Genomic DNA, 21,056 nt, shown 5'->3' with positions numbered 1-21,056 from the left:
AATCCGGAGCCTCAAAACTGGTACTTAAAAACTTGGCAGGATCTTTGGTAATGTTTTGCTCATAAAGATAGCGTTTGAAAAAGACTGTAACCGATCTTTTGGTTGATAATACATCAGTGTCTATAGTTTTTAGCCAATCTTCAGCATATTGTTGCCATTGCACAAAATCAGGATCTAATTCTAGAATCCAACGGAATGCTGTACCATCAGGTTTGGATGATTTTCTCTTTCGTATTGGAATAGATTTTTTGATAGAATTATGATAATCTTCGGAAACCAGGGTTTTTCCATCTTCAGTTTTAACGGAGAAGTAGTTTTCCAAGACCCAGTCAATGAATGAACTTATTTTTCTGGCATCATAAGCGCTAGTCGATTGACTTTTGCTATGACCATAGCAAATTTCAAAAAAATCCAGAGCCTCAAAGCTGGTATCTAAAAATTTAGCAGGATCTTTTGTAAGGTGTTGCTCATAAAGATATCGCTTGAAAAAAACAGTAATTGATCTTCTGGCTACTGATATGCCACCGTCTAAAGTTTTAATCCAAGCTTCTGCATATTGTCTCCATTTTTCAAAATCAACATCTAATTTTAAAACCCATCTAAATGTATTATCGTCTGAATTTTTTTTATTTGTCATTGATTGCTCCTTTAAATGAAACGTTTTTTTATTTTTTTTTCTTGATTAAAAAATGCGTCTATATCATCTTCCATAGGTAGTTTAGTTCCGTTTTCAAGTGCTTGAGTTGCTTTATTAAGTGAATTTGTCACGTTTATGATCGTTGGTTCTGTATAAACGTTTTGAGACTCAGCCGATTTATGATGCATCGCGGCTTGAATGATTCTGCGGTCTATACCAGACACGCTTAATCGCTGACCGTAGGCATGCCGATGTCCATGTTCTGTAGTCCCGGAAGGCTTGCTAACAGTAAGGCCAATTTTTTCAACTGCTTTAGCATGCGATTCTCTGCTCGCACTCATACTTAGCATTTCGCCTTTGTTCTTATGATAAAAGGAAACGAATGCGAATGGGTGCTTTTCCTCTATTCTTTCATGCATCCGCTTTAGCAAATACATTTTCCATACTTTCCTGAAAATATAGCCCCATTCTCGAGGAAACCAATAGACATGCATATAATATTCTCGCTCATTATCCAGCTTTGGGTCTTTCCAGCCTGCAAAGCGACTATTATTAGAAATGTATTGATTTCTTGACTGTAAACCGTATTTTAACCGCAGATATGCTTCTCTATTATTCAGAGGCTTACCGTTTAAAGGATCGATAAAATCTTTTGGGGGTGCGCCCTCGGATGGGTGATATATTCGAACTAAAGCTAAATTTGGATCATATGGGTCGTCCATTACATCCTGAACCCATAGATGTAAAACCTCGCTGTGTCTTAATCCGCCGCCGTGCATAAGAATCGTTATTGCTATATCCCGCCAATTATAGCTATCAAGTAAAGATAAGTTGTTTTTTTTGTTCGTTTTATTAAACCCTTCCCAAAGCAACATGTTGATTTGATCTTCAGGGAAAGCTTTTGTTCCGCCTCGTGCCGAAACAGGATTTCTACGCATAATTAAATTCCGGACTTTTCTTGCTGTCCCACTCATGTTTAATGAACTGTCCAAATGTCCCAAAAAAGAACGCTGACTTTTGTTGATTTGAGCGATCCAGTTCAATTTTTGTTCATAGCTGTTTGCGTCTCGCCAAGGATTTAATTGTATTGATCCATAATTATTACACAACCAATCTGAAAATTCACTCAACTGGTTTAAAAGTCTATTTGCGGTGTCTGTTTTCTTTGGAATCCAATAGAGTCGACTTTTGTCGTATCCATCTTCATTGATGGTTCCACAATATAGAGCTTCTGCAAAAGATGCGAAGAATTCTTCAGGTGATGAATAACAGTCTTGATTCACTTCCATGTAGTCCAACAAAAGGTTTACAGCTTGTAATAATTTATCATGCCAAGATTTGCTCATCATATGTTTTTTAAGTTGATATTCATATAACGGGATTAAGATTTGAACTTTATCATTATATTCAACGATCATAGTTGTTAGAGGAATACTTCTGGATGTATTATCTGTATATGTTCTAGTTTTTATTCGAGTATGTCTAATAATGCTCACCGCCTTTGCCGTAATGGTTTATTAATATATTATATATCATACCATAAATACCATCATTTTGCAAGTTAACATAAAAGTACTGAGCAATAAAACAAGAACTATTTCTACGCATTTATTATAAAATTTTCACCTTATATACTGGCTCCATTAACCATCCGGTGGACCGGGACCCGGTTTGTGGCTATACCGGAATCATCGGCGACGAGTGTCCCAATTGCGGTCGTCTGGAAGGTGACGTTCAATTCGATCGGATCCGCCGAATCACCGGTTATCTGGTGGGCACCCTGGATCGCTTCAATGATGCCAAAAAAGCTGAAGAGCGGGATCGGATCAAACATTTCAATGCCAGCGAACAAATGGAGCAATTGTAAATGAGTGAAAAAGTAAGAATCGCCGGAATCGTCAAGGAATCCATTGTCGATGGCCCGGGGATTCGCTTTGTGGTTTTTGCCCAAGGCTGTAAGCATCATTGTGACGGTTGTCATAATCCGGCCACCCACGATTTTAATGGGGGTAACCTGGTGGATATTGAAACCATTATCAACGAAATGAAAAAAAACCCCCTGCTGGACGGCATTACCCTCAGCGGTGGGGAACCCTTTGAACAGCCGGAAGGCTTTTCTGAATTAGCCAGACGATCAAAGGAACTTGGCTATCATGTCATGACCTATACCGGCTACACTTACGAAACCCTGACGAAGAAAAAAGATGAGCAGCGGCTGCGGTTGCTGAAAAACACCGATATCTTGGTGGATGGGAAGTTTGAAGCAGCGCAAAAGAGCCTGATGCTCAAATTCAGAGGATCAAAAAATCAGCGGATCATCGATATGAACAAGTCCCGGCGGGAAAATAGATTGACACTTAGCGAAATCATCTAGAAAATAAAGAATAATCAAAATAAAAGCAATCGCATCGTCTGCGGTTGCTTTTTGGGATTCGCCAGGGCTCTAATCCGTTGTGAAAAGCATATAATATTATTTTTCTTGAATAATCACTATTGCGTTATAGACAATGGTTCTTTTTCCGTTCAGATCAAATAAAACTTTGTTGCCATACTCGGTGTCTTCGATGTCGACTTTCCCATCATATTCAGCTAATAAGGTGCCGCTTTGAGAATAAACGGAAATGTGACGATCTAGACCTCCGATCCATTCTGATTGAGTTGTTTTTATATCTCGTCCCATCGATTGACACCCTGCAAATATTAACAGTGACATTGACAACAAAATCCCCAAAAGTATTTTCTTAGACTTGTTCATTTTTTCCCTCCACGCTTTTTTAGCTTTATAATCGCATATCGCTTTGATTTAAGCAATCACTTTATTTTACATCGATTGATTGGAAATAATAAGTAGTTGAGAATGAGATTTTGTTTTTAAGATCCCTGAAATATTTGGTTTCAGGGATCATTTTGGGTATAATATGTTTAGAATAACTTATATTAAAAAGCAGTTTTTCAATCAGTCATTGTTGCAAAAAAGGGAGTGATTTTATCAGAACGATCAAATTTCAGCTTAGGGAAAGTCTCAATCGTATTGCTGAATCCGATGATATTAAAAAGATAAAAGAAAATGAAGGGAAATTGATGATGGCGATGCTGGGGCCGATGCTCCTGATAGCGGCGGCAGTCAGCGTGAGCATTGGTTTTTACTGGCAGGAGAGTTTGCCTCGCATTGTAAAAGTCAGTGGCACATTGTTTTTTTGCGGTGTATTTATTCTAATTCTCCTGTACCAGAAATTGCCTCACCGTCTTGCTCTTCATTTGATGAGTATAGCCTTGCTGTTTGGGCTGCTGGCTACCTATCTGGCTTATTATGAGCGGTTAACCTTCATCTTCTGGATGATTATACTGATCATGATTATCATGTCAAATATGATGATCGAGCGGACGCTGTTTTATTACATGCTGTTTGCTGTAGTGCTGTCTTTTGGGGTCAGTCTGTTCTATTATCCGGTGCTATCCGTCCAGATGGACCAGGCCTTTACGTTCACCTTACTGGTTGTTTTTTTATTCATCATTGTGGCTAGCATTGTCACCAACCGGATCTACCAGCTGATCCTTCAAAAGAAAACGGCGATGCATGCTAAAGCGCTCATCCAGAACGAAAACCTCAGCCAGCTCTATGACGATGTACTGGCTCATCAGCAGCAACTTAAGGCTCAGAATGAACTGCTGGTTCACTATAATTCAGAAATTGAAGAAAATCAGGAACGGCTGGAATTTCTGGCTTATACTGATACCTTGACTGGGATTCCCAACCGCAAGATGCTTCTGGAACAGATTGAGCTGTTAATTGATCTGAATCGTGAGAATTCCCATCGATTTGCACTGGTATTTATTGATCTTGACAATTTTAAAAAGATCAATGATTCGATGGGACATAGCGCTGGTGATGACCTGTTGATTCAAGTTACCACCCGGCTGAAAAACGCCATGCACGAAAAGGATCTGTTGGGGCGTCTGGGTGGGGATGAGCTGGCCGTGCTGATTCGTCGCCAGATTTCAGATGAAGGCTTGCTTGGCTATACTCAGAATCTTTTGAATCTGCTGGGAAATCCGCTTAAGTTGGGGGACAAATCGGTGATTATTACGGCCAGTTTTGGGATTGCCATCTGGCCATTGGATGCTAAAAACAGCGGAGATCTTTTGAAAGCAGCAGATACCGCTATGTATAAAGCAAAGGAATTGGGAAAAAATTCCATTCAATTCTATCAGAAAGAAATGAAAACTGAAGTCCTTTATAAGATGGAACTGGAAAATCGGATGCTTGAGGCCTACGAAAAGGAAGAGTTTTTTGTTGAATATCAACCTATTGTGAATGCGCTGGATAAAAAAACTGTTAGTTTTGAAGCCCTTCTGCGCTGGAAAGTCCCGGGGCGAGGGCTTGTTTCACCAGCAGAATTTATTCCCCTGGCAGAAGAAATTGGACTAATTGGTGAACTGGGTGAATGGGTACTGCGACAAGCCTGCAAAAAAATCATCGAAATCAGAAACAGCTTGAAGATGGAAATTCGGATTGCCGTTAACGTATCGGCCGTGCAGATGAAGCGACCGGATTTTCTGGAGGGGATCAAATCCGTGATCCGGGAAGAAGGGGTCTCACCGGAAAGTCTGACCTTTGAGATTACCGAATCGGTATTTATTGGCAATATGGAACAGGCCATTGAAATCATAAAAGAATTGAAAGATTTTGGTGTGATGATATCTCTGGATGATTTCGGAACCGGTTATTCTTCCTTAAGTTATCTGATGCAACTGCCCATTGATGTGCTTAAAATTGACCGTTCCTTTATTAATTCCATTGAAAAAGAAGAGAAAAACAACCGGATTGTGGGCAGCATCATCGAGATGGTTCACAGTCTTGACATCCATGTGGTAGCTGAAGGGGTGGAAGAAATACTGCAGTTTGATTTTCTGAAAGCTAAAAACTGTGACTCAATTCAAGGCTATCTTTTGAGCCGGCCGCTGGGAGACATTGCGATGGCCGCGCATTTGAAGGAACAACGGGATCAGAAGTAACAGACAGGAAAAATCCTGGGATACCAAAGGGTCAGAATGTTTGATGAGGAGCAACTGCTGGATAAGGAGGTTGCTTTTTTGTTACATTTATAGCTTTGAGAAATTTATTAATTCCTCTTTTGAAGTGCTTTTAACATAGTTGTTCTTGTTGTTTTTTACAATTTGATATAAATTTATAACTATGCAGATTTATTGGCGAAAAGCATTGGATTTTTTTGGGATAAAAAAGTCTTTTGCCATTGATGGACTGGCATCGCAACTAAAAGAAAAGTTGTTGTACCATAATCTGTGAAGGCTTTATAATAGTATAACAACGGAGGATATCATTTATGAAATTTAGCAAAGCAGAAATTTCGTGGGTTCTGGTCGATTGTGGGAATTCAGCCTATTCGATGGCGGTTACAACAGCCTTGCTGCCAATTGTCTTTGGGATGTTTGATAATGTCCAAAGCAGTATGGATCTGGGCTATTTTAATTCAATGGCAAGCATTTTAATCGCTTTATTAAGTCCGGTGTTAGGGGCAATTGCCGACTACAAGGACAAGAAGAAACGCTTTTTTGTCTTCTTTACACTGCTTGGTATCCTGGCAACGGCCGCCCTGGCCCTGGTCTCACCGTCAAGTGGACAGTGGCAGCTGTTAATTTTTTTCTTTGTTTTATCAGCCATTGGCTTTTCCGGGGCAAACATCTTTTATGATGCCTTCATCGTCGATGTTGCCAGTGATGAACGAATGGATAAGGTGTCCACCACGGGATTTGCGTTTGGTTATATCGCCAGCGTGATTCCGTTTGGAATCAGTCTGGCGTTGATTTTTATGATGGGAATGGACAATGCGATCGGCTATCAGATCGGGTTCATTGTTACGGCGCTCTGGTGGGGGCTCTTTACCATCCCGATGATTAAGGATGTCAAACAGCGATACTATATTGAACCGGAACCAAGGCCGGTGGTTAATAGTTTTAAACGTCTGGCCGATACATTCAAGAATATCAGAAGTCATAGAACCGTTTTTTTATTTTTAGCGGCATACTTTTTCTATATTGATGGGGTCGATACCATCATCAAAATGGTGGTGCCTTATGCGACTTCAATTTTGGGCAGCGATTCGCTAAATACCTTTACTTTGCTGGGAATTCTGCTGATCATCCAGCTGATTGCCTTTCCCTGTGCGATTCTTTATGGTATCCTGGCCAAAAGGTTTTCAACCAGAGCGATGATTATTGTTGGTATTTTTACCTATATTATTTCTTGCGTGGCGGCAATCTATATTACGTCGATATGGCATGTTTTTATTCTGGGTGCGATGATCGGCTCTGCTCAGGGAGGCATTCAGGCCCTGAGTCGATCTTATTTTGCTAAGATTGTCCCGAAGAAAAAATCGAATGAATTTTTTGGCTTTTATAATATTTTTGGCAAATTCTCAGCTATTATCGGTCCGACGATCATGGCCTTGACAACAACGCTAACCGGCAATACCAGATTGAGTATGTTAGGGATTATTCCCTTGTTTGTGATTGGATTTATTATTTTTATGACGCTGCCGGCGGATCAGGGTCAATATTCTGAAATCATGGAGTGAGATGTAAAGATGAGTACAGCTAAATCAAAATATTTAATGGTAATCTCTTACGATGCTTTTTCAGAAGATAACTGGGAGACGGCCAGCAGGCTTCCAAATTTATCAGAATTAATAAAAAATGGCACCTACAGTACAGCGTTAAAAAGTGTTTATCCGAGTCTGACCTATGTCGTTCATACGACCATGGTAACCGGAGTCTATCCTGATAAACATGGGATTTATCATAATAACCCCTTTCAGCCTTTTGTGGCAGAAACGGAACAGCGCTGGTTCTGGTATAAGAAGGAAATTAAAGTACCGGCGATCTATGATGCGCTAAAAAAATATCATATGAAATCGGCCGGAATTCTTTGGCCGGTCACGGGAAGGACAGCCATTGATTACAATCTGCCGGAGATTAGAGCGATTAAAAATGAAAACCAGGTTCTTAAAATTTTGAGAAATGGCAGTCCGCTTTATTGCCTCAGGCTGGAAAAGAAATTCGGACGCTTTAGAAAGGGTATTGAACAACCCTATCTGGATGACTTTTCAACCATGTGCGCAGTGGATACGATTATTAAATACAAGCCCAATCTGCTGCTACTGCACCTCATTGATCTTGACGAGGCCAAACATCAGTACGGAACTGACAGCCCGGAAGTCGAGAAAGCGATGATCCGGATGGATAAAAGATTGGGTGATCTCATTCAGGCTGTTGAAAAAGCTGGGATTAAAGAGGAAACGACCTTTATTGTCGTGGGGGATCACGGACAGATCAACGTCCGGTATAAGGTAAAGCTCAATCAATTATTCAAAGAAAAAGGTCTTATTTTTGAAGAAAACGGAACCATGCAATGGCGGGCCTATCTGCAAAGTGCCGGCGGCGCGGCTTATCTGCATCTGCGCGAAAATGACAGCGAAGCTGAGCAGATCGCCCTGACGGTTTTAAACCAGGCGATCAGCGAGGATTGCTTTGGAATCGAAAGGCTCTACAGTCAAGCGGAATTGGCTCAGTATCACACGGAAGCCTCCATTGCTTATATGCTGGAAGCCAAGGCCGGCTACTGTTTTGAAGATGATTTGGAGGGCTCAGTTATTGCCCCGGTAGAAGCGTCTCAAGATGAGCTGGCGACCCATGGCTATTTACCGGATAAACCCGGTTACCGCTGTGTTTTCGTGGCATCCGGCGCAGGAATAAAAAATAATTTTCAGTTAGGTGAAATTCAAATGGTTGATATCGCACCGACAATGGCAAGTATTCTGGGGATTGATTTTTATGACTGTGACGGCAGGCCGTTGCAGGAAATTTTCCGGGATAAAACAGATAGCGACTAGAAAAGTTACGGTATCATAGCCGTGGCATCCGTAAAAATCTCCAGAAAAATTTAATGGTTGAACTAATGGATGGTGGTATTGTGCTATTATGGTTTAAATGGGCACAGTGATTCTCAAAGAAGACGTGCATAGCATCGACAGTACTTATTTTTCGGCACAGATACTTACGATCCAGTCAAAGAGATCATCCAGATCATAGTCACCGTCATGACCCTTATCCCAGGACAATTCGAAATCAACATCGATACCTTTGTTCTGCAGCATCGTCGCCAGAATTATGGGGATCGCGAGGGCGGTGTCTCGGTCAACTGTACCGTGGCGGATACGCCAATGTTTGGCAATTGACGTCTCTTCAGCGACAATATAGTTCATAGGATTCATCATCTTAACAATGGATGGATCGGCGAGTGAGGCGTCGGAGGTACTGTTTTCCCAGGCGAACTGAGAAAAATGCTGGGCTTTGACGTTTGCTGTTCCAAACAGGTCATTTTCATCATTGCTAAGATCCAAACCATCAAAAGCGGCTGTAGGCTTCATTCTAGTGGCGTACTCGATAAATTTGCCAAAATCAATGTCGGTAATTTGTTCACCTGTTATTATTAACCAGGGCAGTGTGGATAAGTCAGTACCGCTGTCCATGGCTTTTTGAGCAGAGGATATGATAAAACATTTAACATAGTCCTTGAAGTTACCATTACCGTCAGCATCCAGGGTCAACTCGGTTCCGGAGTCATTTTTAAGTCCCAGACTATTCACGTATGCAGGGAACATGACTTTCAGCTTTTCCGAGACCCTAATCTGATCGGCAGTCATTTTACCTTGGCCAGTCGTTCCAGTGTAATTACTGATACCGTAAAATAACCATTCATATGCCAAATCGGCATTATCCAAATTTGTAATGGGACAGTAGCAGGATGCGGCAAAAATATCGTCGCGTGCGTCGGCGGCACCAAGTGACCGCAGATATGGCTCATAATCCTTGCTGTTTCCGGTGGCACCAAGTAGTGATGAGAGGGCCCCGCCGGCGCTAATTCCGTTAGCGATGATCTTTTCAACGTTGCCGGGTACTATCACAGCATTATAGCGCAGATAACGGACAACGGCCTTCAAATCAACGATACAGGCGGGAGCTTTGCCAGTGTATTTACCGCTTTCATCCTGCGTAGTACGGCCGCGGACACCAGGCGTTACTACTACATAACCTTTGGACAGTGCAACGGCTAAAGAATTCTGACTTAAATCATTAGTGGACTGGTAGGTAATATCATCACGATACTCATCTGGGATATAGGTTTGATCAGGGCTGGCTGGTTTGGCAGGCAGATAACCGTAAACCGCATTTTCAAAAAAAATTGGAGCTGTCTCGGTAGTGTAACCATTGATGGTTTTGCCATTATAGTAGGCTTCCAGAACATAGATATTCATAATTTGATAATTGATGTCAACGGGTTTTTTGACGTAGACAATCTTTTCATATGCACGATACATTATGGTTTGAGTAGCAAGTGACAAGGTTTTGATGGTATAGTTGTTTGCGTTGAATTCCAGGCGGTATTCCATTTTATATTCTCCTCGGATAATAAATTTAAGCACGAAGTGCTCAGTATCTTTCGATGATTTTTTCAGATTAGTATTGCTGCAGTCAAATTAGCTAGAGCAGAAGCTATCCATCGTTTAAATCAATTCCAATTGACTTAGACCACTTTAAATCATATAATAAACCATACAGTTACTGTTCAGTCAATAGTGAGGTGTGTTTATGGAAAAACATATACAGCAATATTTTACAACCGGGCAGTTCGCCAAATTGCGTGGTCTTAACAAGCGGACTTTAATGTACTATGCCGATATCGGTCTATTTAAACCGGCCATGATCAATGCTAAGGGCTATCGGTATTACACGAACTATCAAAATTCTTTACTGGATGTGATCCTGGAATTACGTAATATCGGAATCCCGCTTGAAGAGATAAAGCAGCTTTTACACGACCGTTCTGCTACCAGTGAGCTTTCCTTACTGTATCGGCAAAAGGAGCGTCTCGAGGAAGATGCAATCAGGATCAAGCATATGCGTAGCATGGTAGCTAGTAAAATCAAATTTATTGAAAAATATCTGGCAACGGAAGAGGCTGTCGTCTTCCAGGAAGAATGCCCAATGGTATACCTGTACGTCACGCCCATTCCTGAAAATATTACCGAAGATAATTGGTTTGAGATCAGTTATCATCATATAAAAAATTGCTCGAAATTATCACTACATGGCACATCCACTTATAACGTAATGATTGATGTTGAAAATATCAGGGCAGGTAATTATTTTAACTATTCATATATTTATACGAAACTTTTGCATAACCTGGGTACAACATGTTTTAAGAAGCCAAAGGGGATATATTTAAAATCTTTCTGTAAGGGCGATTGGGAAGATTCTCCCAGAACTTATCAAAATATTAGCGATTATGCAGACAAGCATGGTTTGGTGATGACAGGCTATGCTTACGAACAGATAGTCCTTGATGAGGCAGCTACCAACGATCACAAAAATTATGTTTCGGAAATATCGATTAGAATTGATTAAGTGTTTTAAACATTCCATTTCTTGGATAATATCATATTTATATCTGGCTCTATTTTCTTTACACCATCTTTATATGAAGTATGATAATTTATTTAAGCTAAACAAAATAGCATAAATTATAGGAATGATTCATATTAGATTATGAAAATAGGTGATTAGTTGACAAAGATAAAAAATGCCCTGCTCGGGAAATCATTACGATCAGATGAAATTAAACATGAGCGTTTGTCCAGACGATGGGGTTTGCCGATATTGGCTAGCGATGCGGTTTCCTCGGTTGCCTATGCGGTGGAAGAAATAATAATCGTTCTGGTTCCATTACTTGGTTTTGCCGCCTTTGTATATGTGCCTGGGGTAGCCGGTGCCATTATCCTGTTACTGCTACTTCTGGTTTTTTCCTACTCTCAAATTATCTCTCACTATCCCAATGGTGGTGGAGCGTATATCGTTTCTAAGGAAAATCTGGGCGAGAAGCCAGCTTTAATTTCAGCGGCGGCGTTGATGGTGGACTACATTTTGACCGTTGCCGTTAGTATTTCGTCATCGACGATGGCAATTGTGGCGGCAGTCCCCAGTCTAGACCCCTATCGGATTGAGATTTCAGTGGGGTGTATTTTAATTGTTACCTTGATTAACCTCAGAGGAATGCGGGAGTCATCAAAAATATTTGGAATTCCGACCTATGCGTTTATCTTTGCTATGTGCATCATGATTACTGTTGGCTTGTTCAAGCTTTTCTCTGGGACACTGATGCCAATCTCCTACACGCCGGATCAATTATCCGGGGTATTGCCAAATCAGGCGTTCCAAGGCATTATGGTACTGCTGTTATTGCGGGCATTTTCATCTGGTTGTTCGGCATTAACCGGGGTTGAAGCAGTAAGCAATGCAGTACCTGCTTTTAAAACACCAGAACAACGAAATGCCAGACATGTTTTGTATTTACTGGCTGGGATTATCGTTGTTGTATTTGGCGGTACCATCATGCTGGCAGTCAATTTACACGTTGTCCACATTGAAGGAACGACGGTTGTGGCCCAAATTGCCCAGGCAATTTTTGGGCGGAACTTTTTTTACTATTTTGTCCAGCTAACCACTTCGTTGATCTTAATTATCGCTGCCAATACGGCTTATAATGGACTGCCACTCTTATTATACTTGCTGGCACATGATCAATATGTACCCAGACAGTTTTCCCAACGTGGAGCGAAACTCAGCTTTTCCAATGGCATTTTGTTTATCTCGGTTGTGGCTATTTTTCTCGTGATTGTTTTTCACAGCGACCCGCATCATTTGATGCCATTATATTCAGTTGGGGTATTTATTTCATTCACCTTGTCCCAGTACGGCATGTTCAGAAAATGGCTCCGGGAAAAAAAGACTGGCTGGCAGTACAAATCGCTGATTAATATATTCGGTGCTGTCGTAACCGGAGCAGGTTCCCTGATTATATTTTATTCAAAATTTTTTGAAGGAGCCTGGATGCTGGCAATTGCCATACCGCTTATCATCTGTGTAATGATTCATATCAAAAAGCATTATGCAGAAGTTAAAAAGCAACTGATATTAAATGAATTTGCACCCTATTATACCAGGGCGGCTGGCATGAAAGGGACACCTTGTATTGTGCTGTTGCAATCAATTAATAAGGCAACCTTAAAAGCTCTCAATTATGCCAATACCATTTCAGATGATATCACGGTTCTTCATATTTGCCGCTATCCCAAGCATGCCGAAGAATTACGAACCCAATGGGCAGAACTGAAAATTCCATTGAAACTGGAGATCATTGAAAACCCCTATCGGGATATTACTAGAACCCTTAAATGCTATGTGTATAAACGGGAGAAGGATCTTGGCCATGGCGAAAACCTGACAATCATTATGATAAAATATGTGGCGAATAGTTGGTATGATTCAGTATTACATAATCAGACAACTTATTTTTTGGAACGGATTTTAAGTCGCTTTAAGAATGTCACATCAGTTATTATCCCGTATCATTACTCCCTTGATTCACTGTCCAAGAATGGAATTGATATTGATGAGAAAATGTAAAGCATAAAAGCTTTTGACCAACTGTTTGCCAGCTGGTCAAAAGCTTTTTTTAGTTGTTATTACTAACCTGAACCAGAAAATTTAATCTGGTTGGCGAAACCGGAACAGAAAATTCAGAAAATTGATCGCTGATGATCAGTCGACTGTTATCATCTCGCAATACTGCTTGATTAGTCGATGTGCTTTAGGCTGTGAAATACCCAGTTCTTTGGCAACTCCGGTGGAGGTATGATGGCGATTGTAAGCATCGTTGATTAAATGAAACTTGAACTGATCCAGCAATTTGTCATAGGAACTAAAGTAAGTTTCTTTCTGAATTTCATTTTCGTGACGTAACTCATCAGGAAGTTTAGTTTCATAGATAATGTTGCCAGCGGTTAAAACATACATTCGCTCGACGATATTTCTTAACTCCCGGACATTTCCGGGCCAGTCATAGCGCATCAGTGCCAATAGTGTTAATGGATAAAATACCTTGTTGGTATTATTCTTTAAATTATATTTTTTGAGATAGTGCAGAGCCAGTAGAATAATGTCTTCTTTTCGTTCCCGCAAAGCTGGAATATAGCTGGTAAAGGAATTGATTCGCCAATAGAGATCTTCTCTGAATTTTTTATCCTGTATTTGTTCATTGATATTTTTATTGGTTGCCGAAACAATCCGCACATCCACGTGAATAGGGGTTGTCCCGCCAACTGGTAAAAATTCATTGCTTTCCAGAACATGCAGGAGTTTAACCTGTAAATTTAAGGGCAGATCGCCGATTTCATCAAGAAAAATGGTGCCTTTATGGGCATGCTCGAACAAACCTTTTTTACCGAATTTACTTGCCCCGGAAAAAGCCCCGGGCACATAGCCAAAAAGTTCGCTTTCCAGGAGATTATCAGGGATTGCTCCGCAATTAATTGACATGAAGGCTTCATTTTTTCGGGCACTGGTATTATGGATATATTCTGCAATCAGAGTTTTACCGGTACCGGATTCTCCCAGCAGTAGAATTGCCATATCTGATTTTGCAACCTTCTCAAGTTCAACAATGCGCTTCAAAAAAATATGACTGTCGCCAATAATTTTGCGGCGCTGATTCGCTTTGGCGATTTTTTGAGTGGGCATATCTTTGGCATCGGCATCAAAATTTGTGAAATTTTCCTGGATGACATGGACAGTAAAGTCAATCTCATCTTTGTTAGCTTCTTTCATAACCGGATTGGTTATAGTGACCATGTAATTACGGGAGAGGTTGTTTTTTTGTCGATAAACCAGCGGTTTTTTATCGATTAGAATTTGTTTATAGGCGGGAGGGTAGATAATCCCTTCCCATTTTCCCCAATCATTGTAATTGACCAATTCTTCCGGTAATTTTCCATAGTGCCGTGAGATAGCAGGATTAACATAGATAGTACGGCCATTGACATCGCTGACAAAAATACCGAGAAATAAATTTTCTAAAATTTTAATATATAGTTCTTTAGGTAGGGATAACAAATAGTTTTGATACTCCTGGCTGTGGTTAAATGGATTGTCCATGAGATCGGGCTCCTTTTTTATAGTGTAAGCCATTATAACTTGTTTTCAGATCAGGTACAAGGAAAATATCCAATTGTGAATAACGATGGGTTGATAAAACTTGCCTATTTATTCATTTGTGAATAAATAGGGCGGCGTATTTTAAGAAATAACCGGAGAACAAGGACGATGGAGATGTTGGCACGTTTATTGCTGTTGTAATATGGTGTGCACAAAACTATTAATTTTAAGAGGAGAAACTAATGTATCCAAATCGAAAAATTTATGAAAAATATCTGTCCCAGGAAGATGTTGAACTGATTCATGACTGTAGCTTGAGAATTCTATCAGAAGTTGGAATTATTATCGAAAGCGATTATGCAATTGATTTGTTTAAAAAAAATGGAGCCCAGACCGATGGACAAAAGGTGTTTATCAGCGAAAAAATGTTGAACGATGCTTTGAAAACGGTTCCGAAATCCTTCCAGATCTACAGCCCCAAAGGAATCTTAAGTATCGGCGAAGATTCACCAACCATTTGCGCTGGACCGGTAGCACCGACAACAATTCAGGATTTTGCGAATAATACCTACCGTCCGGCAACATTAAGAGATGTTGAAGATTATTACATCCTTCAAGAAACAAGTACGGCTGTTGATATGGTTACCCATTCTTGTCAGAATACCGATGATTTAGACAAGAGTGTGGCTGATTTTCATACTCCTCAAGTTGCCATGGGCTTAAAATACTGTCAGAAACCTATTTATCAGGCGAATACGATAACCCCATCCAATAATAAAAAAATGTCCATGCTTCAGGCCAATAAGAATCTGGTTAAACTGCACCAGGAATTTTATGATGTCTGGGACACGCCAGTGATGTTATCAAATTGCTGCGTATTATCACCGCTGGCGATCGGCAGCGAAGTTGTCGATACCATTATTGGTGCTGTCGAATTAGGTCAGCCTGTGATCATCATTGCCTGTTCCATGACCAATTTAACATCGCCACCTTCCTTGGCCGGAACCATTGCTCAGGATAACGCAAATATTCTTGCCGGAATTGTTTTGGCTCAGATGATTAAGCCCGGAGTGGGCGTAGTTTATGGGTCGGTAACATCTGGAACTGATATGAGAAATGTTCAATTGGCAACTGGTGGACCAGAAGCTGTATTAATGCAGTTAGGTTTGCTGGCGATGGGTCGATATTACAATGTTCCGGTTCGTGGCGGCGTTGCAGCAACCAATGCCATTGATCTGGATTATCAATGTGGAGCAGAATCGTTAATGACACTTATTCCTGGACTGTTGGGAAAAACTGATTTTATTTTAAATTCAGCCGGTTCCTATGGGGCTTACAATTTAGGTAGTATTGAAAAATTCGTCCTGGATGAAGAGATTATCCATTATTTAAAACGGATTAATCAGGGCTTGAGTATCACTGATAAAAAATTAAATTTTGATTTAATAAATAAAACCGGTCCCCGTGGCGCATATCTCACCGGGCGTACGCCGAAAGATTATCGCGAAGAGCATTATCTGTCAAAAACTTTTGTCCGTGAAGGCGGTTCAGCAGAAAGCATTATCGAAAAAAATGGAAATCTGATTGATCGAGCCAGAAAACAGGCCGATGAGCGGATTGCTAACTATAAATTGCCAGATGTAACGAGTTCACAAAAAAAGATACTTAATGCTTATTTGCCAGAAAAGTTCAAATATCAACTATAAAAAATCAGAAGGAGAAAATAATGGAACAGATCATGTCAAAGAGAAAAAGAAACATTGTGTTTCTCATCCTCAGTGTTGCTGCCGGAATGGCTTACTTCACACCATTGCTGCGTTTTACCTTTTATGATCAAATGAGTTTGGCTTTGAGTCTGAACGACTTTCAGATGGGTATGTTATCCAGTGTGTATGCTTTTTCAAACACCATTTGCTATTTGCCCGGTGGATACCTGGCAGATAAATTCTCAGCTAAAAACCTGATTATTACATCTCTGTTGGGATTAACAGCCATCACAGTTTGGTATGCGTTTACCACTGATTACAATACTTTAATTGTCATTCATGCTTTATTTGGAGTTTTTGCTGTCGGAACTTTTTGGTCAGCCTATTTGAAAACGATTCAGAGTCTTGGTGAAGAACGCGAACAAGGCCGTCTATTCGGAATCAGTGAAGCTCTAAGGGGAATGGGTCAAACTGCAGTAGGTTTTGTCTGTATCTGGATTCTTAGTCTTTTTGTCAATATGACAACCGGTTTTACCGTGTTGCTGTTCTTTAATGCAGCAGTTTATCTAACCCTGGCCATCCTGACATTTTTCTTCGTGCCCGCAGATAGCAAAAAAACAGAAAAACACAGCGCCGAAAAAAACAGTCAATTCAAAAAATTTGGAATTGGGATAAAAAGTTCATCAACCTGGATTGTTATTCTCGTGATTATGTCAGGGTATGCCTTATGGGCTCTGTCTAATGGTTATCTGACCACATATTCAGTTCGGGTTCTGGGCATCACACCGCAAACTGCCAGCGCCTTAGGGATCATCAGAAGTTATGTTATTGTTTTTGTAGCTGGTATTTTTGGCGGCGTGATTATGGACAAATTTACCTATAAAGGAAAAGGCTTTCTGTACGCATTTGCTGGTGCCTTGGCATTGATCGTATTAGTGATGGTGTCAGACAAAGTCGTGGGTATCAGTATTGCACTCACCATCGTGCTGACCTTTATTACCAACGTAATGAAATCAACCTATTGGTCGACCATGGGACAAGCAGGCATCCCAACCTTTATGACCGCTGTTTCAACTGGGATCATTTCATTTATTGCCTATATTCCAGATTTCTTAATCGGGCCTATTTGTGGGTCATGGCTGGATGGCGCGATACAAGCAGGTGACATTGGGATTGGTTTTAACAAAATTTTTATTTTCATGATTGCCTGGGCAATTCTGGGAATCGGTTCCGGTATTCTATTATTACAGCGCGGTAAAAAAACAGCAGTTTCAAGTCTGGTATTAAAAACCGAGTTAGAGAATGGTGCCGCTGTCTGATGGGATTTAAAACAATCAACACGAAGAGAAAAAATAACATCCTAAAGTTAAATAGGAACAGACGAAATGAACAAGTGTAAATTCATATTTGAAGGAGAAAAAGTATGTTGGATTATAAAATTTTAACAGCGGCAATGGGAGAATTGGAAGAAGAACAGGTAATGGAACTGCTAAAAGATTTTGTGGATACCAATCCGTCAGAAGCAGAAGCCCTGGAAGCAGTTGGTGCCTGTCAGGCCGGTATGGCGATTGTTGGCGATCTTTTTGAGCAAGGCGATTACTTTGTCGGTGATCTGATATTTGCTGGGGAACTGCTGACGGAAGCAATTAACGTTTTAAAACCTGCTCTCGGTGGTGGCGGTTCAACTGTAATTGGAACCATTCTGTTGGGAACAGTTCATGGGGATCTCCATGACATCGGAAAAAATATTTTCAAAAGCATGTCCGAAGCGGCCGGTTTCGAAGTGGTAGACCTTGGCATTGATGTTGCTGTTGAAGAGTTTGTCAAACAGGCTGAAGAAGTAAAACCACAGATTATTGGTATGAGTGGGGTGTTGACCCTGGCGATTGACTCCATGAAGGAAACGGTAGAAGCTCTAAAAGCGGCAGGTATTGATTCGAAAATCATCATCGGTGGAAACCCGGTAACCAAAGAGTCATGTCAGTTAGTAGGGGCAGATGCTTTTACCACCAATGCGGCTGAAGGGGTCAAGATCTGTCAGGGCTGGTTATAAAATCGATTGTTGTGCAAGGATGAATTGGTTGAAAAAATAAATAGACAGTCCTAAAGAAAATTAGATAAGGATGAATTGGTTGAAAAAATAAATAGACAGTCCTAAAGAAAATTAGATAGGGTGATCAGAGGAGCGAAGATGATTATTATTGGAGAAAAGATTAACGGAACTATCCCCGCAGTGAAAGAAGCAATTGAAACGAAAGATTCAGCATTCATTGCCGATCGGGCTGTCAAGCAAACTGAGGCCGGAGCCCATTTTATTGATGTCTGTGCCAGCACGGCTCCGGAGTTTGAGATTGAAACCTTAAAATGGCTGATGGAAGTGGTTCAAGACGCCACGGATACCCCCTTGTGTATCGATAGCCCAAATCCCCGGGTGATTGAAGCGGTGTTCAAATACGCTAACAAGCCGGGGATGCTCAATTCTATTTCGGAAGAAGGAAATAAATGCGAGGTGCTCTTGCCACTGATGGAAGGGAATACCTGGGAAGTCGTGGGGCTAACCTGTGATAACAACGGCATTCCCAATGATCTGGAGACAAAATTAGACATTACCAAGAGTATGGTGGAAAAGGCTGCTAAATATGGCATTACCCCGGATCGGATTCACATCGACCCTTGTGTTATGGCATTGTCCACCGAAAACAGTTCGATGATGAACTTTGCGGCTGAAATAGAGGCTATTAAGAAATTGTATCCCACCATCCATGTGACCGGAGCCATCAGCAATATATCATTTGGCTTACCGGTACGGGCGTTGCTGAACAAAACCGCGATGGGTTTTGCCATCCAGGCAGGTATGGACTCAGCCGTGATGGACCCGATGAACCGCGATTTGATGGGAACCATCTTTGCAACTTATGCACTGATGGGTCAGGATAAACACTGCCGGAAATACAGCAAGGCATTTCGGGCTGGACAGATTGGACCGATGGCGAAGTAAGCCATCCGATATTCAGGTGCTGTGAAACTTGGTATCGCAATAACGGTTCCCGATTAAGACAAAGGATTAAATATTCTTTTGCGGAGAGAATTTTTATGGCGAATCAGATAGGGAATATTTTGCAGAAATTGAATCGGTTTCCGTCAGCTTATGAAGCTGTCGGAAGCCGTTTTTATAATTAAGAGAGATAATTTATTGTTCAATAGAGTAATTAAATTTGAGTAAAATGAGATAGTCGATTAAAAAGGAGAATTTTTATGGCTAGTCAAATAGCAACAAATGAACGAATTAATATGGATGATCTTCCGCTTAAAGCTTTCCATATTAAAATTACGGCACTAACTTTTGGCGCCCATTTAACGGATGGCTATGTACTTGGAACGATCGGCATGGCAATTATCTTCATGCAAAACCAAATGACGCTTAGTCCGGTATGGCAAGGATTAATTGGAGCATCCGCTTTAATTGGGCTCTTTTTCGGAAGCCTCATCCTCGGGGGCATATCGGGTAAAATAGGACGCCAGAAAATATTTATGTTTAACTTTATAACAATAACACTGTTTTCATTACTTCAATTTTTTGTAACTGGCCCGGCGACGTTATTTATTTGTCGAGTGCTGATTGGATTTGCATTAGGTGGAGATTATGCGGTCGGCGTAGCATTACTCGCTGAATTTGCCCCGAAAAAGTCAAGAGGCGTTCTCCTGGGAGCCCTTAGTGTGGTATGGACTGTTGGCTATGTAGCGGCCAATATTATCGGAGTTGTGTTAATGCCTTCAGCTGATCCCGGAATATGGAGATGGTTGCTGGCCAGTGCGGCAATTCCCGCAGCGATTGTACTAATCTTACGAATTGGTACGCCGGAGTCACCAAGATGGCTTGAGAGCAAAGGTCGGCGCGACGAAGCCGAGGCCATTGTCCATAAATATTTGGGAGCAAATGTTTATATGGATCCAGAACCAGCAGCACCAAAAAAAGTCAGCTATTTCGACCTCTTTAATAAAGAAAATCGGAAACGGACAGCTTTTGGCGGTTTATTCTTCATGGCAATTGTTATTCCTTACTTCGCTATTTACACCTTTCTGCCGTTAATACTGACGACGATGAATTTGTCAGAAACATGGACCGTTGACCTGGTACTGAATCTGATGCTGATACTTGGCGGCCTGGCAGGTCTTTGGATGACCATAAAAATGACGCGCCGCGGGTTTACGCTTTGGTCATTTGGAATAATGGCGGTGGCATTAATGGTGCTGACATTTATACCCGGTGCGGCTGTTCAAATCATTGCCTTTCTGATCTTTACTTTTTTTATGACGGCGATTTCAAATCTGACCGGGGTGTATCCACCAGAATTATTTCCAACAAATCTTCGCTCGCAAGGGGTTGGGATGTGTACCGCAATCAGCCGCTTAGGAGCAGCCACTGGAACATATCTGTTGCCAGTGGGTATTGCTGGCATTGGTTTTACGCCGACAATGCTTGCTTTAGCATGCGTCCTTGCCTTTGGTTTTAGCATGTCATATTTCTGGGCACCGGAAACCAAAGATGCCAATCTGGTCAAATCTGCTGAAATTAAATTAGGGGACACAATGGGTGTGCCCGTGAAAATTAATACCGCTGATAATGAAGTGTAAAAAGC

The 21,056-nt window shown here is 41.0% G+C and carries 16 protein-coding genes and 1 pseudogene; 12 read left to right on the top strand and 5 right to left on the bottom strand.

Translation table 11 applies throughout. From position 1 onward, the window contains the following. Both A3KS_RS0106425 and gmtY read right to left on the bottom strand, forming a co-directional pair. Nucleotides 1-637: VPA1269 family protein (locus A3KS_RS0106425; protein ID WP_026394220.1), on the bottom strand; the 637-nt coding region annotated here is incomplete at its 3' end. 11 nt (nucleotides 638-648) lie between these two features. Then, nucleotides 649-2,133, bottom strand: coding sequence for a gamma-mobile-trio recombinase GmtY (gene gmtY / locus A3KS_RS0106420; protein ID WP_242834745.1), 1,485 nt, complete (start codon nucleotides 2,131-2,133; stop codon nucleotides 649-651). 113 nt (nucleotides 2,134-2,246) lie between these two features. Between gmtY and nrdD the strand changes: the two are divergent. Both nrdD and nrdG read left to right on the top strand, forming a co-directional pair. Next, a pseudogene (nrdD, locus tag A3KS_RS23100) lies at nucleotides 2,247-2,504 on the top strand (anaerobic ribonucleoside-triphosphate reductase); the annotation flags it as partial. After that, nucleotides 2,505-3,011 carry an anaerobic ribonucleoside-triphosphate reductase activating protein gene (gene nrdG / locus A3KS_RS0106410; protein ID WP_026394217.1) on the top strand — a complete coding sequence of 169 codons (507 nt, stop codon included), beginning with the start codon at nucleotides 2,505-2,507 and terminating at the stop codon, nucleotides 3,009-3,011. It abuts the pseudogene before it with no gap. A 96-nt stretch (nucleotides 3,012-3,107) separates the two neighbouring features. Here nrdG and A3KS_RS0106405 read toward each other — a convergent pair whose 3' ends face one another. Further along, nucleotides 3,108-3,392, bottom strand: coding sequence for a hypothetical protein (locus A3KS_RS0106405; protein WP_026394216.1), 285 nt, complete (start codon nucleotides 3,390-3,392; stop codon nucleotides 3,108-3,110). Between the two features lie 326 nt (nucleotides 3,393-3,718). Here A3KS_RS0106405 and A3KS_RS20315 point away from each other — a divergent pair, with 326 nt between their 5' ends. The 3 genes from A3KS_RS20315 (at nucleotide 3,719) to A3KS_RS0106390 (ending at nucleotide 8,547) form a co-directional block, all read left to right on the top strand. Continuing rightward, complete coding sequence (locus A3KS_RS20315; RefSeq protein WP_051355700.1) at nucleotides 3,719-5,653, top strand: putative bifunctional diguanylate cyclase/phosphodiesterase; 1,935 nt, start codon at nucleotides 3,719-3,721, stop codon at nucleotides 5,651-5,653. Nucleotides 5,654-5,982: 329 nt separating this feature from the next. Continuing rightward, nucleotides 5,983-7,233, top strand: coding sequence for an MFS transporter (locus tag A3KS_RS0106395; RefSeq protein WP_026394215.1), 1,251 nt, complete (start codon nucleotides 5,983-5,985; stop codon nucleotides 7,231-7,233). Between the two features lie 9 nt (nucleotides 7,234-7,242). Further along, complete coding sequence (locus A3KS_RS0106390; RefSeq protein ID WP_026394214.1) at nucleotides 7,243-8,547, top strand: alkaline phosphatase family protein; 1,305 nt, start codon at nucleotides 7,243-7,245, stop codon at nucleotides 8,545-8,547. A gap of 144 nt (nucleotides 8,548-8,691) precedes the next feature. Here A3KS_RS0106390 and A3KS_RS20310 read toward each other — a convergent pair whose 3' ends face one another. After that, a complete protein-coding gene (locus tag A3KS_RS20310; RefSeq protein WP_051355699.1) occupies nucleotides 8,692-10,107 on the bottom strand; it encodes a subtype B tannase in 1,416 nt (471 codons plus the stop codon). A 199-nt stretch (nucleotides 10,108-10,306) separates the two neighbouring features. Here A3KS_RS20310 and A3KS_RS0106380 point away from each other — a divergent pair, with 199 nt between their 5' ends. Together A3KS_RS0106380 and A3KS_RS0106375 are read left to right on the top strand one after the other, a co-directional pair. Beyond that, the gene (locus A3KS_RS0106380; protein ID WP_026394213.1) at nucleotides 10,307-11,125 is read left to right on the top strand and encodes a MerR family transcriptional regulator; all 819 of its coding nucleotides are present in this window, start codon (nucleotides 10,307-10,309) and stop codon (nucleotides 11,123-11,125) included. Nucleotides 11,126-11,284: 159 nt separating this feature from the next. Then, nucleotides 11,285-13,183, top strand: a complete 1,899-nt coding sequence (locus A3KS_RS0106375) for an APC family permease (RefSeq protein ID WP_026394212.1) — start codon at nucleotides 11,285-11,287, stop codon at nucleotides 13,181-13,183. 135 nt (nucleotides 13,184-13,318) lie between these two features. Here the strand turns inward: A3KS_RS0106375 and A3KS_RS0106370 are convergent, their stop codons facing one another. Next, nucleotides 13,319-14,710, bottom strand: a complete 1,392-nt coding sequence (locus A3KS_RS0106370; RefSeq protein WP_026394211.1) for a sigma-54 interaction domain-containing protein — start codon at nucleotides 14,708-14,710, stop codon at nucleotides 13,319-13,321. A gap of 242 nt (nucleotides 14,711-14,952) precedes the next feature. Here A3KS_RS0106370 and A3KS_RS0106365 point away from each other — a divergent pair, with 242 nt between their 5' ends. The 5 genes from A3KS_RS0106365 to A3KS_RS0106345 all read left to right on the top strand — a co-directional run bounded on the left by A3KS_RS0106365 (nucleotide 14,953) and on the right by A3KS_RS0106345 (nucleotide 21,051). Further along, nucleotides 14,953-16,416: a trimethylamine methyltransferase family protein gene (locus A3KS_RS0106365; RefSeq protein WP_026394210.1), complete on the top strand. Its 1,464-nt coding sequence runs from the start codon at nucleotides 14,953-14,955 to the stop codon at nucleotides 16,414-16,416. 20 nt (nucleotides 16,417-16,436) lie between these two features. Continuing rightward, nucleotides 16,437-17,735: an MFS transporter gene (locus A3KS_RS20305; RefSeq protein ID WP_051355698.1), complete on the top strand. Its 1,299-nt coding sequence runs from the start codon at nucleotides 16,437-16,439 to the stop codon at nucleotides 17,733-17,735. A gap of 104 nt (nucleotides 17,736-17,839) precedes the next feature. Further along, the gene (locus A3KS_RS0106355) at nucleotides 17,840-18,469 is read left to right on the top strand and encodes a cobalamin B12-binding domain-containing protein (protein WP_026394209.1); all 630 of its coding nucleotides are present in this window, start codon (nucleotides 17,840-17,842) and stop codon (nucleotides 18,467-18,469) included. A 138-nt stretch (nucleotides 18,470-18,607) separates the two neighbouring features. Further along, on the top strand, nucleotides 18,608-19,414 hold the full coding sequence (locus A3KS_RS0106350) for a methyltetrahydrofolate cobalamin methyltransferase (protein WP_026394208.1): 807 nt from the start codon (nucleotides 18,608-18,610) through the stop codon (nucleotides 19,412-19,414). Between the two features lie 257 nt (nucleotides 19,415-19,671). Next, complete coding sequence (locus A3KS_RS0106345) at nucleotides 19,672-21,051, top strand: MFS transporter (RefSeq protein WP_035355474.1); 1,380 nt, start codon at nucleotides 19,672-19,674, stop codon at nucleotides 21,049-21,051. The last annotated feature ends 5 nt before the right edge of the window (nucleotides 21,052-21,056 follow it).

It is taken from the genome of Acetobacterium malicum subsp. dehalogenans DSM 11527 (genome assembly GCF_000472665.1).
Classification (GTDB): domain Bacteria; phylum Bacillota; class Clostridia; order Eubacteriales; family Eubacteriaceae; genus Acetobacterium; species Acetobacterium malicum.
The sequence above is the reverse complement of the archived record's forward strand: the minus strand, read 5'-3'. Positions and strand labels throughout refer to the sequence as shown.